Origin of the sequence: Streptoalloteichus hindustanus, assembly GCF_900129375.1 — a bacterium.
GTDB classification, from domain to species: Bacteria; Actinomycetota; Actinomycetes; order Mycobacteriales; family Pseudonocardiaceae; genus Streptoalloteichus; species Streptoalloteichus hindustanus.
The window spans coordinates 21,680-36,825 of the sequence record NZ_FQVN01000006.1; the positions used below are offsets into that span (position 1 = coordinate 21,680).

Sequence of the window (15,146 nt, forward strand, 5' to 3'; positions counted from 1 at the left end):
GTCCGCAGCGCTCACCCACCCCGGTCAGCGCGCCCCGAGGGGCGGTGGGACGACTGACGCGACGCCGGTCAGTTCGGTGGGAGGGGCTGGCCGCCGCGCTCGGTCAGCAGGGACTGGAGGGTCTCGGTCTCCTTGCTCTGGGTGCTGAGCATGCTGGCTGCGAGGTTGCGGACCACGGGCTGTCCGGCGCGCTCCGCCGCGTAGCGCAACATCGACTCGCCGCCCTTGTGGTGGCGCAGCATCAGCTGCAGGAAGAAGACGTCCAGATCCTTGCCGGACAGCGACCGCAGCGAGGTCAGCTCCTGCTGGGACGCCATGCCGGGCATGGTCGGCGAGCGGCGGTCGGCGCCGGCCGAGGAGGCGCCGGTCGAGGAGGCGCCGGTCGAAGGAGCACCGTGCCCGGAGTGCCCGCTCCCCGCGTCGGTCATCCACGCCATGTAGCCGCCGTAGGGCACCTCGGGCTGGTTCCACAGCGCCAGCCAGCCCTTCATCCGGCCGACCTGCTCCTGCTGGGTGCTCTCGATGTCGTAGGCGATCTGCCGGACCACCGGGTCAGCGGTGTGCTCACGCGCCCAGCCGGCCATCTGCACCGCCTGGAGGTGGTGCACGCTCATGTCCTGCGCGAAGCCGACGTCGACCGACTCGGCCGAGGGCGCCGACTGGTCCCTGAGCTGGGGCAGGCCGATCAGCATCCCGCCGGCGGCCCCGAGCAGCAGCACGGCCAGCACCGCCGCGCTGATCATGACGACCCTGGCCACCGGGTTCGGCGCCGCCGGGGTGACGCCGGCGGTGTCCCCACCGCCGGCGCCGGTCCCGCCCGGGGCGCCGCTGCCGGCGTCGCCGCTGCCGGGCGTGCTCATCCGGCCTGGCCCATGCCGCCCGGCTGCTGGTTGGCGTCCACACCGCCGTTCATCGGCACCGCGTCCGGACCGGGCGGGGCCGGGTCGAAGGCCGGCGGGTTGTCCGGGTCGAACTGGCCGGGGCCGAGCGCGTCGCAGGAGGCGCCGATCTCCGGGTAGGTGAACTGGTTGCGCCGCAGCGAGCGGACGAAGTGGTCGATGCGCTCGTCGCCGGCGTTGTCGAGCTTGAGCTGGTGCCCCCACGACTGGAGCGAGATCGGCCGGTCCAGACCGGGGTAGGGCGACATCACCATGAACTGCTGGCCCTCGACCTTCTTGCGCAGCGCGTCGAGCGCCTCACCCCTGACCTGGTCCGGGTTGTAGGCGATCCACACCGCGCCGTGCTCCAGCGAGTGGACCAGGTTCTCGGTGCGCACGGCCCGGTCGTAGACCACGCCGTTGCAGGCCGCCCAGAACCCGTCGTGCGGACCGCCGAAGGCCGGGGTCCTGTCGTAGGCGACCCGCTGCGCGGCCGAGACGTGCCGCTGCGCTGCGTAGTCGTGGGTCTCGACACCGGGGATCTGCTTGGCCGGGTCCTTGTTGGAGTCCGACGGCGTCCACTGCGCGAGCTTGGCCTCGCGCTCCTGGTTGTCGGAGTGCTTCGAGTAGACGTAGCCGAAGACGCCACCGGCGAAGAGCAGGACGGCCACGACGGCGGCCACCGCGCCCCACGGCTTGGGTTTGGTCGACCCCATCGACGACCGTGCGGCTGTCACCGCTCTGTTGCTGTTCTTGCCTTTCGGCATGTTCGTCCGACCTCTTCTCCCCGCGCCGATTGCCGCCGCAAGTTTAGGGAGCCGACATAAGGAACACGTCAACCCGCGAAACGGTGGGTCACGTTCCGCCGCAGGTCAGCGGGGCCGAGTGGCGCAGCCGGGGCTACTCGGCAGGCCCTCGTGGGGTGCCGGTCCTCACAGGTGCGGGCTGTGGATCTCTCTCAGGGTTCACTCCGCCCCCTGGAGAAACACCAGAAACACGCGTCGCGCCCGTCGCGGAGAGGGCGGGGCGCCAGAGCTGCGGAAGAGGCTGGGCAGGTGGGGTGCGGCGGGCGTCCGTGTCCACCCCGTCCCAGTTTTCGGGAGACTGTCGGCCCCGTCAGGACCAGCGCTAACGCCCCCCTAGACTGCGTCAGGTGACTCCTGCCGCGCTCGCTGACCTGGTTCGCTCCACCGCCGTTGACGTGCTGGCCTCCCGAGGGCTGGACGCCACCGCGCTCCCGGAGACCGTCACGGTCGAGCGTCCGCGCAATCCCGAGCACGGCGACTACGCGACGAACCTGGCGCTGCAGATCGGCAAGAAGCTGGGCGTGAACCCGCGGGAGCTGGCCGGGTGGCTGGCCGAGGCGCTGGGCGCCCGGCAGGGGATCGCCTCCGCCGAGGTCGCCGGCCCCGGCTTCCTCAACCTGCGGCTGGCCGCCGACGCCCAGGGCCAGATCGTGCGCGAGGTGCGCGTCGCCGGCGCCGACTACGGTCGGGGCGACCGGCACGCCGGCCTGAAGGTCAACCTGGAGTTCGTCTCGGCCAACCCGACCGGCCCGATCCACCTCGGCGGGACCCGGTGGGCCGCCGTCGGCGACGCGCTCGGCCGGGTGCTGGCCGCGCAGGGCGCCGAGGTGACCCGCGAGTACTACTTCAACGACGCCGGGGCCCAGATCGACCGGTTCGTGCGGTCCCTGGTCGCCGCCGCGCAGGGCGAGCCGGCCCCGGAGGACGGCTACGGCGGCGCCTACATCGCCGACATCGCCGCCGACGTGCTGCGCGCCGAGCCGGGCGCGCTGGACCTGCCGGAGGCCGAGCGGAACGAGACCTTCCGCCGGGTCGGCGTCGGCCTGATGTTCGAGCAGATCAAGAAGAGCCTGCACGACTTCGGCACCGACTTCGACGTCTACTTCCACGAGGACTCGCTGCACAGGTCCGGTGCGGTGGAGCGGTCGGTGGAGGAGCTGAAGAAGCACGGCCACCTCTACGAGGCCGACGGCGCGTGGTGGCTGCGCTCCAGCGAGTTCGGCGACGACAAGGACCGCGTCGTCATCAAGAGCGACGGCGCCCCCGCCTACATCGCGGGCGACATCGCCTACCTCCGTGACAAGCGGGAGCGCGGGTTCGACCTGTGCATCTACATGCTCGGCGCGGACCACCACGGGTACGTCGCGCGGCTCAAGGCCGTCGCGGCGGCTTTCGACGACGACCCCGACGTCGTCGAGGTGCTGATCGGCCAGATGGTGAACCTGGTCAAGGACGGCAGGCCGGTGCGGATGAGCAAGCGCGCCGGCACCGTCGTCACGCTGGAGGACCTGGTCGAGGCGGTCGGCGTCGACGCGGCGCGGTACTCGCTGATCCGGTCCTCTGTAGACTCCTCCGTCGACATCGACCTGGACCTGTTGGTCAAGCGCAGCAACGACAACCCCGTCTTCTACGTGCAGTACGCGCACGCCAGGATCTCCAGCGTGCTGCGCGCGGCCAAGGACCTCGACATCCCGGTCGACGTGGACCTGGACGGCGTGGACTTCGGACTGCTGACCCACGAGCGCGAGGGTGTCCTCATCCGCACGCTCGGCGACTTCCCCAAGGTCGTGGCCTCCGCCGCGGAACTGCGCGAGCCGCACCGCATCGCGCGGTACCTGGAGGAGGACCTGGCAACCGCCTACCACAAGTTCTACGACTCGTGCCGGGTCCTGCCGCAGGGCGACGAGCCGGCCACCCCGTTGACCACTGCCCGACTCCAGCTGTGCGCCGCGTCCCGGCAGGTGTTGGCCAACGGCCTCGGCCTGCTCGGCGTGAGCGCCCCAGAGCGGATGTGAGACAAGCCCATGAGCGCACACCCGGCCGGACCAAGACACGCGGACGTGCTGGTGCCCGTGAACACCGCGGGCCAGCGTCCGTCCACTTCGGACGATCTGAACCGACTGCACGAGCGGGTGTGGCCGCGCAACGCGCGTCGTGACGACGACGGCGTGACGCGGGTCGCCGGCGTGGACGTGCGCGACCTCGCCGAGCGCTACGGCACACCGCTGTTCGTCGTCGACGAGGCGGACTTCCGGTCGCGGTGCGCCGAGTACGCCGAGGCGTTCGGCGACCCGGTGCTCGTGCACTACGCGTCCAAGGCGTTCCTGTCCACGGCGATCGCCCGGTGGGTCGCGGAGGAGGGGCTGTCGCTGGACGTGTGCAGCGGCGGCGAGCTGGCGATCGCGCTGCGCGCCGAGTTCCCGCCCGAGCGGATCACCTTCCACGGCAACAACAAGTCGGTCGAGGAGCTGGTCGCGGCGGTGGAGGCGGGTGTGGGCACGGTCGTGCTCGACTCGTTCTTCGAGATCGCCCGGCTGGACCAGGTCGCGCGGGAGCGCGGCGTCCGGCAGGCGGTGCTGATCCGGGTGACCGTGGGCGTGGAGGCGCACACGCACGAGTTCATCGCCACCGCGCACGAGGACCAGAAGTTCGGCTTCTCGCTGGCCTCCGGCGACGCGGCCGAGGCCGTGCGCCGGGTGCTGCGCGCGCCGGGGCTGGACCTGGTCGGCCTGCACAGCCACATCGGCTCGCAGATCTTCGACGCCGACGGCTTCGAGGTCGCGGCGCACCGCATGGTGGGGCTGCTGGCCGCGATCAGGGACGAGCACGGCGAGGACACCGTGGCCCAACTGTCCACTGTGGACCTCGGTGGCGGCCTCGGCATCGCCTACACCCCCGACGACGACCCGCCGCCGCCGGCCGCCCTGGCCGAGCAGCTCCGGGCGATCGTGCGCAGGGAGTGCGAGAACGCCGGCCTGCCCGTGCCGAGGGTGGCGGTCGAGCCCGGCCGCGCGATCGTCGGGCCGGGCACGGTCACCCTCTACGAGGTCGGCACCGTCAAGGACATCACGCTGGGCGGCAGCGCCCGTCGGCGCTACGTCTCGGTCGACGGCGGCATGAGCGACAACATCCGCACGGCCCTGTACGACGCGGTCTACGACTGCCGCCTCGTCTCCAGGGCCTCGGCGGCCGACGTGGAGCCGGTGCTGAGCCGGGTCGTGGGCAAGCACTGCGAGTCCGGCGACGTCGTGGTCCGCGACGCCTGGCTGCCCGGCGACGTCGCGCCCGGCGACCTGCTCGCGGTGGCCGCCACCGGCGCGTACTGCTACTCGATGTCGAGCCGGTACAACCAGCTCCCCCGTCCGGCCGTGGTCGCCGTCGACAACGGCAAGTCGCGGCTGCTGCTGCGGAGGGAGTCCGTCGAGGACCTGTTGCGCCTGGAGGTGCTCGAACCGTGAGTGAGCGGAAACCGGCCGGCCGGCCGGTCCGGGTGGCGTTGCTCGGCTGTGGCACCGTGGGCACCGAGGTCGTCCGGTTGCTCCACGAGCAGGCCGACGACCTGACCGCCCGGGTCGGAGCACCGGTCGAGCTGGTCGGCGTGGCGGTTCGGCGGCCCAACAAGCACCGCGAGGTGCCCGCCGAGCTGCTCACGACCGACGCCGCCGGGCTGATCGACTCCGACGTGGACGTCGTGGTCGAGGTGATCGGCGGCATCGAGCCGGCCCGCACGCTCCTGCTCGCGGCGCTGCGCGCCGGCAAGTCCGTGGTGACGGCGAACAAGGCGCTGCTCGCCGAGCACGGCGGCGAGCTGTTCGAGGCGGCCGACGCCTCGGGCGCCGACCTGTACTTCGAGGCCGCGGTGGCCGGCGCGATCCCGTTGCTGCGCCCGCTGCGCGAGTCGCTGGCCGGCGACCGGATCACCCGGGTCATGGGGATCGTCAACGGCACCACCAACTTCATCCTCTCGGCGATGGACGGCACCGGCGCCAGCTACGCCGAGACGCTGGAGGAGGCCACCCAGCTCGGCTACGCGGAGGCCGACCCCACCGCCGACGTCGACGGCTTCGACGCCGCGGCCAAGGCCGCGATCCTGGCCTCGCTGGCGTTCCACACCCGGGTCACCGCCGCCGACGTGCACCGCGAGGGCATCGCCTCGGTGACCGCCGCCGACGTGGCCGCGGCCCGCGAGCTCGGCCGCGCGGTCAAGCTGCTGGCGATCTGCGAGCGCGAGGTGGACGAGACGGGCGGCGAGGCCGTGTCCGTGCGCGTCCACCCCGCGATGATCCCGCGGAGCCACCCGCTCGCCGGCGTCAACGGCGCCTTCAACGCGGTGTTCGTGGAGGCGGAGGCGGCCGGCCAGCTCATGTTCTACGGCCAGGGCGCCGGCGGCGCGCCCACCGCGAGCGCCGTGCTCGGGGACCTGGTCGCGGTGGCCCGCAACCGGGTGGTCGGGGGCCGGGGGCCCCGAGAGTCGGCCTACGCCGACCTGTCGGTGCGGCCGATGGGGCAGACCCCCACCCGCTACCACGTGAGCCTGGACGTCGCCGACCGCTCCGGCGTGCTGGCCCAGGTCGCGGCGGTGTTCGCCGAGCACGACGTGAGCATCGCCGTCGTGCGGCAGCAGGGCAGGGGCGAGGACGCGAGCTTGGTCGTGGTCACGCACTCGGCGCAGGACTCCGCGCTGCAGTCCACTGTGGACAAGATCGCCGGGCTGCCCGTGGTCCGCGAGGTCGTCAGCGTGATGCGCGTCGAAGGAGAGGAATCGTGAGCTCCCACCGGACGGGCTCGGCCGCGGCGCGCGCCCACGCCGGCGGCGGTGTCGGAACCGGGGCCGGGGCCGGCTGGCCGGGCGTCATCCTGGCCTACCGCGACCGGATCGCGCTGCCCGCCGACGCCGCCGTGGTCACCCTGCACGAGGGCAACACCCCGCTGGTCGCCGCGCGGCACCTGTCCGAGCTGACCGGCTGCGAGGTGTTCCTCAAGGTCGAGGGCGCGAACCCGACCGGCTCGTTCAAGGACCGCGGCATGACCGCGGCCATCACCGCCGCGGTCGCCGAGGGCAGCAGGGCCGTCATCTGCGCCTCCACCGGCAACACCTCGGCCTCGGCCGCCGCCTACGCGGCGAGGGCCGGGCTGACCAGCGCGGTGCTGGTGCCGCGCGGCAAGATCGCCCTGGGCAAGCTCGCCCAGGCCGTCGCGCACGGCGCGCGCATCCTCCAGGTCGACGGCAACTTCGACGACTGCCTCGAACTGGCCCGCAAGACGGCCGCCGAGCACCCGGTCACCCTGGTGAACTCGGTGAACCCGGTGCGCATCGAGGGGCAGAAGACCGCCGCCTTCGAGATCTGCGACGCGCTCGGCCGCGCGCCGGACGTGCACTGCCTGCCGGTCGGCAACGCCGGCAACATCACCGCCTACTGGCGGGGCTACCGGGAGTACGCCGCCGACGGCGTCGTGCCCGCCGCCCCGCGCATGTTCGGCTTCCAGGCGGCCGGAGCCGCCCCGCTCGTGCTCGGCCGGCCGGTGGCCGACCCGGAGACGGTCGCCACCGCGATCCGCATCGGCAGCCCGGCCTCCTGGGCCGGCGCCGTCGCCGCGCGGGACGAGTCCGACGGGCTGTTCCACGCCGTCACCGACAAGGACATCCTGGCCGCGTACCGCCTGCTCGCCCGCAAGGAGGGCGTGTTCGTCGAGCCGGCGTCGGCGGCCAGCGTGGCCGGTCTGCTCGCCACCGCGTCCGACGGCCGGCTGCCGGCTGGCTCGCTCGTGGTCTGCACGGTCACCGGGCACGGCCTGAAGGACCCGGACACCGCCTTGCTGGGGATGCCCGAGGTCGAGCCGCTGCCGGTCGACCCCGGCGCGATCGCCGCCGCGCTGGAGCTGGTGTGAGCCGCGGGGCCGTGCCCGTCGGCCGCGGGGTGCGGGTGACCGTGCCCGCCTCCACGGCGAACCTGGGCTCGGGTTTCGACGCCCTCGGCATGGCGCTGGGGATGCACGACGTCGTCCGGGTCGAGACGACCCGGCGGGGCGTGACCGTCGAGGTGGCCGGCCAGGGCGCCGGGCGGGTGCCCGGGGACGAGCGCCACCTCGTGGTGAGCGCCGTGCACGCCGCCTGGGAGGCGCTGGGCGTCCCGCCGACCGGGCTGGCGCTGCGGTGCGAGAACGCGATCCCGCACTCGCGCGGCCTCGGCTCGTCCGCCGCGGCGGCCGTCGCCGGCGTCGCAGCGGGATTCGCGCTCGCCGGCGCCGACCTCGCGGACGCGGTGCACGCCGAGCGGGCGTTGCAGGTGGCCGCCGAGCTGGAGGGGCACGCCGACAACGCGGCGGCCAGCCTCTTCGGCGGTGTGGTCGTCGCATGGGCCGAGGGCGCGGACTACCGCCCGGCCTACCGCGCGGTGCGGCTGGAGCCGCACCCGGACCTGGCTCCGGTCGCGCTGGTCCCTGCGGAGGAGTCGTCGACCGCGACCACCCGGGGGCTGCTGCCCGACCAGGTGCCGCATGCCGACGCGGCGTTCGCCGCCGGCCGGGCGGCGCTGGCCGTGCACGCCCTGACCAGCCGACCCGACCTGCTCCTGCCGGCGACGGCGGACCGGCTGCACCAGGGCTACCGGGAGCCGGCGTGGCCGGCCACGGCGCGGCTCGTGCGCGCGCTGCGGGTGGCCGGGGTGCCGGCGGCGGTCTCGGGGGCGGGGCCCACGGTGCTGGCGTTCCCGGCGAAGGGCGTGCTGCCGGAGGGCGTCGACGTCACCGGGTTCACTCCGCTCGCCCTGCCGGTCGATCTCGCCGGCGTGCGGGTCGAACACCTCGACTGAGGCCTTCCGGCTCTCGCGGAGCGGCCGCCGGCTGGGCGCGGGCGGTCGGGTGCTCTCGGACGGGTGATCACCCGCTCGGCGGTTTCTCGATCGAACCAACCAGTGGGGTACGCCCGTGTGCCCGGTTCTGTCGGTCCGCCGTGAGATGTTCGAAGTGGGGGGTCCCCCAAGAACCAGAACCTGGAGCGAACAGGGCTGTTCGGTTCAGTGGGGAATGGCCCAACATGGGGACGGCAGGTGCCGTCGGCGCTCCGAGGCGGCCTGCCCGCGCCGCGCGGAGGCCGGGGCCAAATGATCACGAGCTGATGCCGTTCCGGGAACGTCCTGCGCACGAAGCCGGCGCCACTCGGGCCGGCGATTCTGACAACCACCTCCAACGGCGGGAACGCCCCGGTGAGCCGGAACCCTTTCGGGGTTCTGGTGGTCCACGTCGCTCGATTTCCCCGCGGCCAGGCCGAGGCCGGGACCCGTCAACGCGCGTTGAACGCGGGCGCGACGCGCCACGGGCGTGGCCGCGAGATGCGCGCTCCGCGCGTCGGGACGTGGTGGCCAGTACCGCCGAACGGGTCGTTCGCCGCACACGAGCAGCCCTCACGTCCCCCGGAACGTCAGCGTCGGATGGGACAGATGGGACGGGAGTGCTCTTCCCGGACGATTCCCTGGGCCGGTGGAGTGGCGGTGGCGACACGCCCGACTCCGGGGGAATTGCGAGGTGGGGAAGGTTGTTGAGCTGTTCGGCGCGCCGGGTACCCGGTTGTTGCACGGGTGCGGCGCGACGTCTACCCTCGGGGGCGATCAGTCACCGCGCGCACGGGCGCCGGTGCCGTCTCCGGGCAATCGTCCCGGGTCGCATCCCCTGTTGCGAGTCAATCCCGCGCCACTGCGCAGGGTTGTCGTTGGCGGACATCCGCCGACGTGGTGACCGACGAGAAGTCCCGTGCCGGCGGTCCTGCCCTCGTAGCGCACTCCTCGCCCTACGCGTCAGGTCCGCCCCCACCGGACGACTTTTGCCGCCCCGGCGTCCCGCCGGGCGGCAGGTCCGCTGGTTCGCGTAGGAGGCGCGGACCGGTCAGGAAGGACATTCGTGAGCGACACCAATCTGTTGAGCAGCGAGGCGCCGAGCGCCACAGCCCGCGCCGAGCGCGGGTCCGACCAGGCGGGCTCGGCGAGCCCGGCCAAGAACGGCACCGCGGCGCGTCGCCGCGGCCTGTCCGGGATGGTCCTCGCCGAGCTGCGCGAGCTGGCCAAGGAGTTGGGCATCACCGGCACCACGGGCATGCGCAAGGGCGACCTGATCGCTGCCATCAAGGAGCGGCAGGGCGGTGGGGCCCCGAGCCGCGGCGGGCGTGCCAGCGCCAGCGGTGACGCCGCGCAACTGCCGCTGACCGGCGTGGAGGGCGCCGGTGAGAAGGCCCAGCCCGCCGCCGAGCGGCCGACCGAGGAGGAGCCGGCCCGTCGTGGCCGCCGCCGCCGCGCGGCCACCCGGCCCGTGGGCAGCCCGGAGGCCGGCGAGCAGCCGGCGGAGCAGCCGGCCGCCGCGGAGCGGGCCGAGCAGCCGGCCGGGACCGCCGAGCGGGTGGAGAAGGCCGAGACCGAGCGCCCGGAGCGCCGGGAGCGGGCCGAGCGCGGTGAGCGCCGCGAGCGGGGCGACCGCGCTGAGCGTGCGGAGCGCGGTGACCGTGCCGAGCGGGCCGAGCGCGGCGACCGGGCTGACCGCGCGGAGCGCGGCGACCGGGCCGACCGGGCCGACCGGGCCGACCGGGCCGACCGGGACGCCGGCAAGCAGGGCGACCAGTCCAGGGGCGGCGCCAGGGACGCGGCCAGGGACGACGAGGACGACGAGGCCGGCGGCCGGCGTCGGGGTCGTCGCTTCCGCGACCGCCGCCGCAGCCGCGGCCGCGGCGAGGGCGGCGGCAACGAGCCGGAGGTCCGCGAGGACGACGTGCTGCTGCCGGTGGCCGGCGTCCTGGACGTGCTGGAGAACTACGCGTTCGTCCGCACCTCGGGCTACCTGTCCGGGCCCAACGACGTCTACGTCTCGCTGTCCCTGGTGCGCAAGTACGGGCTGCGCCGCGGTGACGCGATCACCGGCGCGGTGCGCCAGCCGCGTGAGGGCGAGCAGCAGCGGCAGAAGTTCAACCCGCTGGTGCGCGTGGACTCGATCAACGGCCTGGAGCCGGAGCAGGCCCGCAACCGGCCGGAGTTCCACAAGCTGACCCCGCTCTACCCGAACGAGCGGCTGCGCCTGGAGACCGAGCCGAACATCCTCACCACCCGGGTCATCGACCTGGTCATGCCGATCGGCAAGGGCCAGCGCGCGTTGATCGTCTCCCCGCCGAAGGCGGGCAAGACCTCGGTGCTGCAGTCGATCGCCAACGCGATCACGAAGAACAACCCCGAGGTCTGGCTGATGGTCGTGCTCGTCGACGAGCGGCCGGAGGAGGTCACCGACATGCAGCGGTCGGTGAAGGGCGAGGTCATCGCCTCGACCTTCGACCGCCCGCCGTCGGACCACACCACGGTCGCCGAGCTGTCGATCGAGCGGGCCAAGCGGCTGGTGGAGATGGGCCACGACGTTGTCGTGCTGCTCGACTCGATCACCCGTCTGGGCCGGGCCTACAACCTGGCGGCCCCGGCCTCCGGCCGGATCCTGTCCGGTGGTGTCGACTCGACCGCCCTGTACCCGCCGAAGCGGTTCCTGGGCGCGGCGCGCAACATCGAGGGTGGCGGCTCGCTGACCATCTTCGCGACCGCGCTGGTCGAGACCGGCTCCACCATGGACACGGTGATCTTCGAGGAGTTCAAGGGCACCGGCAACGCCGAGCTCAAGCTCGACCGCAAGATCGCCGACCGCCGGGTGTTCCCGGCGGTGGACGTCAACCCGTCCGGCACCCGCAAGGAGGAGCTGCTGCTCTCGCCGGACGAGCTGGCGGTCACGCACAAGCTGCGCAGGGTGCTCCAGGCCCTGGACAGCCAGCAGGCCATCGACCTGCTGCTCGACCGGCTGCGCAAGACGCGCACCAACATCGAGTTCCTCATGCAGGTGGCCAAGACGGCGCCGGGCGCCGACAACGACTGACGGTCGGTCGGCACCGGTTCCACCGCACAGCGGTCCGGGGGTGGTTCCCAGCACGGGAACCACCCCCGGTTCGTCTTCCCGGCCTCCCGCGGCGGCCCGACGGGGCGCGGTCGGCCCCGCGTTCGGCCACGGCCGGGTCAGAGCCGGTAGGGGCGGACGCAGGAGGTCCGCTGGAGCCGGCGGACCAGCACGGTGAGCACCGCGGCCGAGGGCAGGCCGACGACCGCGACCACCGGCGCGGGCAGGGTGACGCCGTCCAGGCTCACGCCCACCGCGCCGAGACCGGCCAGGTACAGCCACCGCAGCCAGTTCCGCTGCCACTCGGCGCGCCAGGCGATCTCGTCGCTGGTGGCGAAGCCGATGGCGACGGCGGCGCCGAACACCGCGCCGTACAGCTCCACCGCGTGGTCGAGGACCAGCATCGGGACCGAGACCAGCCCCAGCACCGCCGCGACGAACAACACGGGCAACGCCAGCCACGTCCGCACGGGAAGCTCCCGGCCGAGAGCGCACAGCACGACGACAGGATGGGGCGTCGCCGGCCACGGGCAAGCCGTGTCGCGGCGATCGGTCCTGGACCGGCGACGAGTGGGTGGCCCGCTGCGCCGAACGGTCGACGGTCGGCTCAGCCCCAGGAGTCGGACTCGACCGGCGCGGGCGGTCGCCACGGCGCCCGCCGCCGCAGCGAGACGACCGCGCCGCCGAGCCCGACCGCGGCCATGCCGCTGACCACCACGACCCCCACCCCCTGGACCGGGACCGGCCACACCGCCGACAGCGCCGACCCGCCGACGAACAGCGCCACCGGCAGGCCCCACCGCGCGAGCATCCGGTGCAGCCGTCGGGGCAGCGCGGGGGCGCGCAGCGCGACCAGCGTCAGGAACCCGCCGACCCAGAGCAGGACGCCGAGCGTCGCCGGCCGCCACCCCGCCGCCTCGGTGCACAGCGCTCTGAGGAACAGGGGCAGGTCCACCAGGAACAACGCGCTCAGCACCCACGGCAGCGGTGGGATCAGCGGAGCGCCGGGGGCGCCGATCCGGTCGGACATGACCGGGAGAGTAGCCAGGGGAACACCGGCGCCACCGGGCGCGTTGTAGCTCTGGCCAGGGCATCTGGCACACTGGACAGCCGAGTCCGGCACCGGTTCACCCCTACGTGTAGTAGCCCGGGGACCCGGCGGCCACGAGGAGAGGACAGGACACGGTGAAGACGGGAATCCACCCCGAGTACGTGGTCACCGAGGTGACCTGCGGCTGCGGCAACACCTTCACGACCCGCAGCGCCAAGAAGAGCGGCTCCATCCACGTCGAGGTCTGCTCCAACTGCCACCCGTTCTACACGGGCAAGCAGAAGATCCTGGACACCGGCGGCCGGGTGGCCCGCTTCGAGGCCCGCTACGGCAAGCGGAAGAAGTAGCTTCGGCGGTGTTGGTGCGGGACACCCGCACCCGGTCGCGGTCCGCGGGTGGAAGAAGACCATGATCACCCACGGACAGCTCCGTGGCGCCCGCCCTGGGAATAATCCCGGGCGGGCGCCGTCGTCATGTCCAGGTCGGGTGACCCGCGGTACGGGGTGGAGGTGCGTGTTCCGTGGCGATGGACGCGGCGGCGCTGGGTGAGCTGCTCGCCGAGTACGCCGAGCTGGAGCGGCGGCTCGCCGATCCCGGCGTGCACGCCGAGGCGGGCACGGCCCGCCGGCTGGGGCGCCGGTACGCCGAGCTGACCCCGGTCGTGCGCACCGTCCGCGAGCTGGAGCAGGCCAGGTCCGACCTGGAGGCCGCGCGCGAGCTGGCCGCCGAGGACGCCGCGTTCGCCGCCGAGGCCGCGCAGCTGGCCGAGGACATCCCCCGGCTGGAGGAGCGGCTGGCCGAGCTGCTGCTGCCCAGGGACCCGCACGACGGCTCCGACGTCATCGTGGAGATCAAGTCCGGCGAGGGCGGCGAGGAGTCCGCGCTGTTCGCCGGCTCGCTGCTCCGGATGTACCTGCGCTACGCCGAGCGGCGGGGCTGGCGGGCCGAGGTCCTCGACGCCACCGACTCCGACCTGGGCGGCTACAAGGACGTGACGGTCGCCGTGAAGAGCAGGGCCGGCGACACCGCCCCGGACGGCGTGTGGGCCCGGCTGAAGTTCGAGGGCGGGGTGCACCGCGTGCAGCGCGTGCCCGTCACCGAGTCGCAGGGCCGCATCCACACCTCGGCGGCCGGGGTGCTGGTCTACCCCGAGCCCGAGGACGTCGAGGTGGACATCGACGAGAAGGACCTGCGGATCGACGTGTTCCGGTCCTCCGGCCACGGCGGCCAGAGCGTGAACACCACCGACTCCGCCGTGCGCATCACGCACCTGCCGACCGGCATCGTCGTGAGCTGCCAGAACGAGCGCAGCCAGCTCCAGAACAAGGCCCGCGCCATGGAGGTGCTGCGGGCCAGGCTGCTCGCGGCGGCCGAGGAGGAGGCGCAGCGCAGGGCCTCCGAGGACCGGCGCAGCCAGGTCCGCACCGTCGACCGGTCGGAGCGGGTCCGCACCTACAACTTCCCGGAGAACCGGATCTCCGACCACCGGGTGAACTACAAGGCGTACAACCTCGACCAGGTGCTCGACGGCGACCTCGACGGGGTGCTCGACGCGCTCGTCACGGCGGACCGCGCGGAGCGGCTGGCGCTGACCGCGGGCACCGGCGCCTAGGTTGGTGCCATGACCCGACAGCCGCTGCGGTTGGCCGTGCTGGAGGCCGAGCGCGCCCTCGCCGCCGCCGGGGTCGCCAGCCCGCGGGTGGACGCGGAGCTGCTGGCCGCGCACGTGCTGGGCGTGGAGCGGACCCGGCTGCCCCTCGTGCCGCTGGTCGACGCGGTCGTCGTCGAGGCGATTCGCCAGCTGGTCGAGCAGCGCGTGCGTCGCGTGCCGCTCCAGCACCTGCTGGGCACCGCCGTCCTGGGGCGGGTCACGCTGGCCGTCGGCCCCGGCGTGTTCGTGCCGCGGCCCGAGACCGAGTTGCTCCTCGAATGGGGGCTCGGGGCGCTCCGCGGCCGGAGCGCGCCGGTTGTCGTCGACCTGTGCACCGGGTCCGGCGCGCTGGCGCTGGCGCTGGCGCACGAGCGCCCGGACGCCGTCGTCCACGCCGTGGAACGCGACCCGGCCGCGCTCGCCTGGGCGCGGCGCAACGCCGACGCGCAGGTCGAGGCCGGGGACACCCCGATCCGGCTGCACGCGGGCGACGTGGCCGACCCCGAGCTGCTCTCCGACCTCGACGGCACCGTCGACCTGCTCGTGTGCAACCCGCCGTACGTGCCGGAGGGCACGCCGGTGCCGCCCGAGGTGGCCGACCACGACCCGCACCACGCCGTGTTCGCCCCGGGAGCGGGGTTGGACGTGATCCGCCACGTCGTGGACTGCGCCGTGCGGCTGCTGCGGAGCGGGGGAGCGCTCGCGATCGAGCACGACGACACGCACGGCGAGTCGGCGCCGGCGCTGCTCAGCGCGCGCCGCGCCCTGACCGACGTCGTCGACCACCCGGACCTGACCGGACGCCCCCGCTTCGTCACCGCGCGCCGCCGCTGACGGGGCCGCGGCCCGGG

13 protein-coding genes are annotated in these 15,146 nt (G+C 73.8%); 9 read left to right on the plus strand and 4 right to left on the minus strand.

Annotated elements, in window-relative coordinates; all coding sequences use genetic code 11:
• Positions 1–68: 68 nt before the first annotated feature.
• Both BUE43_RS18855 and BUE43_RS18860 read right to left on the minus strand, forming a co-directional pair.
• A complete protein-coding gene (locus BUE43_RS18855) occupies positions 69–860 on the minus strand; it encodes a DUF305 domain-containing protein (RefSeq protein ID WP_083959830.1) in 792 nt (263 codons plus the stop codon).
• Positions 857–1,645, minus strand: a complete 789-nt coding sequence (locus BUE43_RS18860; RefSeq protein ID WP_073485073.1) for a DUF3105 domain-containing protein — start codon at positions 1,643–1,645, stop codon at positions 857–859. Before BUE43_RS18860 ends, BUE43_RS18855 begins: the two co-directional genes overlap by 4 nt.
• A gap of 386 nt (positions 1,646–2,031) precedes the next feature.
• On the opposite strand from BUE43_RS18860, the gene argS reads away from it, so the two are divergent.
• The 6 genes from argS (at position 2,032) to rho (ending at position 11,575) form a co-directional block, all read left to right on the plus strand.
• A complete protein-coding gene (gene argS / locus BUE43_RS18865) occupies positions 2,032–3,699 on the plus strand; it encodes an arginine--tRNA ligase (protein WP_073485076.1) in 1,668 nt (555 codons plus the stop codon).
• A 9-nt stretch (positions 3,700–3,708) separates the two neighbouring features.
• Complete coding sequence (gene lysA / locus BUE43_RS18870) at positions 3,709–5,142, plus strand: diaminopimelate decarboxylase (protein WP_073485078.1); 1,434 nt, start codon at positions 3,709–3,711, stop codon at positions 5,140–5,142.
• Positions 5,139–6,452, plus strand: a complete 1,314-nt coding sequence (locus BUE43_RS18875) for a homoserine dehydrogenase (RefSeq protein WP_073485081.1) — start codon at positions 5,139–5,141, stop codon at positions 6,450–6,452. Before lysA ends, BUE43_RS18875 begins: the two co-directional genes overlap by 4 nt.
• An 86-nt stretch (positions 6,453–6,538) precedes the next feature.
• The gene (gene thrC, locus BUE43_RS18880) at positions 6,539–7,573 is read left to right on the plus strand and encodes a threonine synthase (RefSeq protein WP_073486010.1); all 1,035 of its coding nucleotides are present in this window, start codon (positions 6,539–6,541) and stop codon (positions 7,571–7,573) included.
• A complete protein-coding gene (thrB, locus tag BUE43_RS18885) occupies positions 7,570–8,496 on the plus strand; it encodes a homoserine kinase (RefSeq protein ID WP_234995797.1) in 927 nt (308 codons plus the stop codon). The genes thrC and thrB overlap by 4 nt, the downstream gene beginning before the upstream one ends.
• Before the next feature lie 1,084 nt (positions 8,497–9,580).
• Positions 9,581–11,575 (plus strand): transcription termination factor Rho, encoded by a 1,995-nt coding sequence (rho, locus tag BUE43_RS18890; protein ID WP_083959832.1) that lies wholly within the window; start codon positions 9,581–9,583, stop codon positions 11,573–11,575.
• A gap of 137 nt (positions 11,576–11,712) precedes the next feature.
• On the opposite strand, the gene BUE43_RS33540 is transcribed toward rho, so the two are convergent.
• Together BUE43_RS33540 and BUE43_RS33545 are read right to left on the minus strand one after the other, a co-directional pair.
• The gene (locus BUE43_RS33540) at positions 11,713–12,063 is read right to left on the minus strand and encodes a hypothetical protein (protein ID WP_143174253.1); all 351 of its coding nucleotides are present in this window, start codon (positions 12,061–12,063) and stop codon (positions 11,713–11,715) included.
• A gap of 137 nt (positions 12,064–12,200) precedes the next feature.
• On the minus strand, positions 12,201–12,623 hold the full coding sequence (locus BUE43_RS33545; RefSeq protein WP_073485085.1) for a hypothetical protein: 423 nt from the start codon (positions 12,621–12,623) through the stop codon (positions 12,201–12,203).
• Positions 12,624–12,778: 155 nt separating this feature from the next.
• Here BUE43_RS33545 and rpmE point away from each other — a divergent pair, with 155 nt between their 5' ends.
• From rpmE to prmC, 3 genes are all read left to right on the plus strand, one after another.
• On the plus strand, positions 12,779–12,991 hold the full coding sequence (gene rpmE / locus BUE43_RS18905; protein ID WP_073485087.1) for a 50S ribosomal protein L31: 213 nt from the start codon (positions 12,779–12,781) through the stop codon (positions 12,989–12,991).
• Positions 12,992–13,170: 179 nt separating this feature from the next.
• The gene (gene prfA / locus BUE43_RS18910; RefSeq protein ID WP_073485089.1) at positions 13,171–14,256 is read left to right on the plus strand and encodes a peptide chain release factor 1; all 1,086 of its coding nucleotides are present in this window, start codon (positions 13,171–13,173) and stop codon (positions 14,254–14,256) included.
• A 9-nt stretch (positions 14,257–14,265) separates the two neighbouring features.
• Positions 14,266–15,129 carry a peptide chain release factor N(5)-glutamine methyltransferase gene (gene prmC / locus BUE43_RS18915; protein WP_073485091.1) on the plus strand — a complete coding sequence of 288 codons (864 nt, stop codon included), beginning with the start codon at positions 14,266–14,268 and terminating at the stop codon, positions 15,127–15,129.
• The last annotated feature ends 17 nt before the right edge of the window (positions 15,130–15,146 follow it).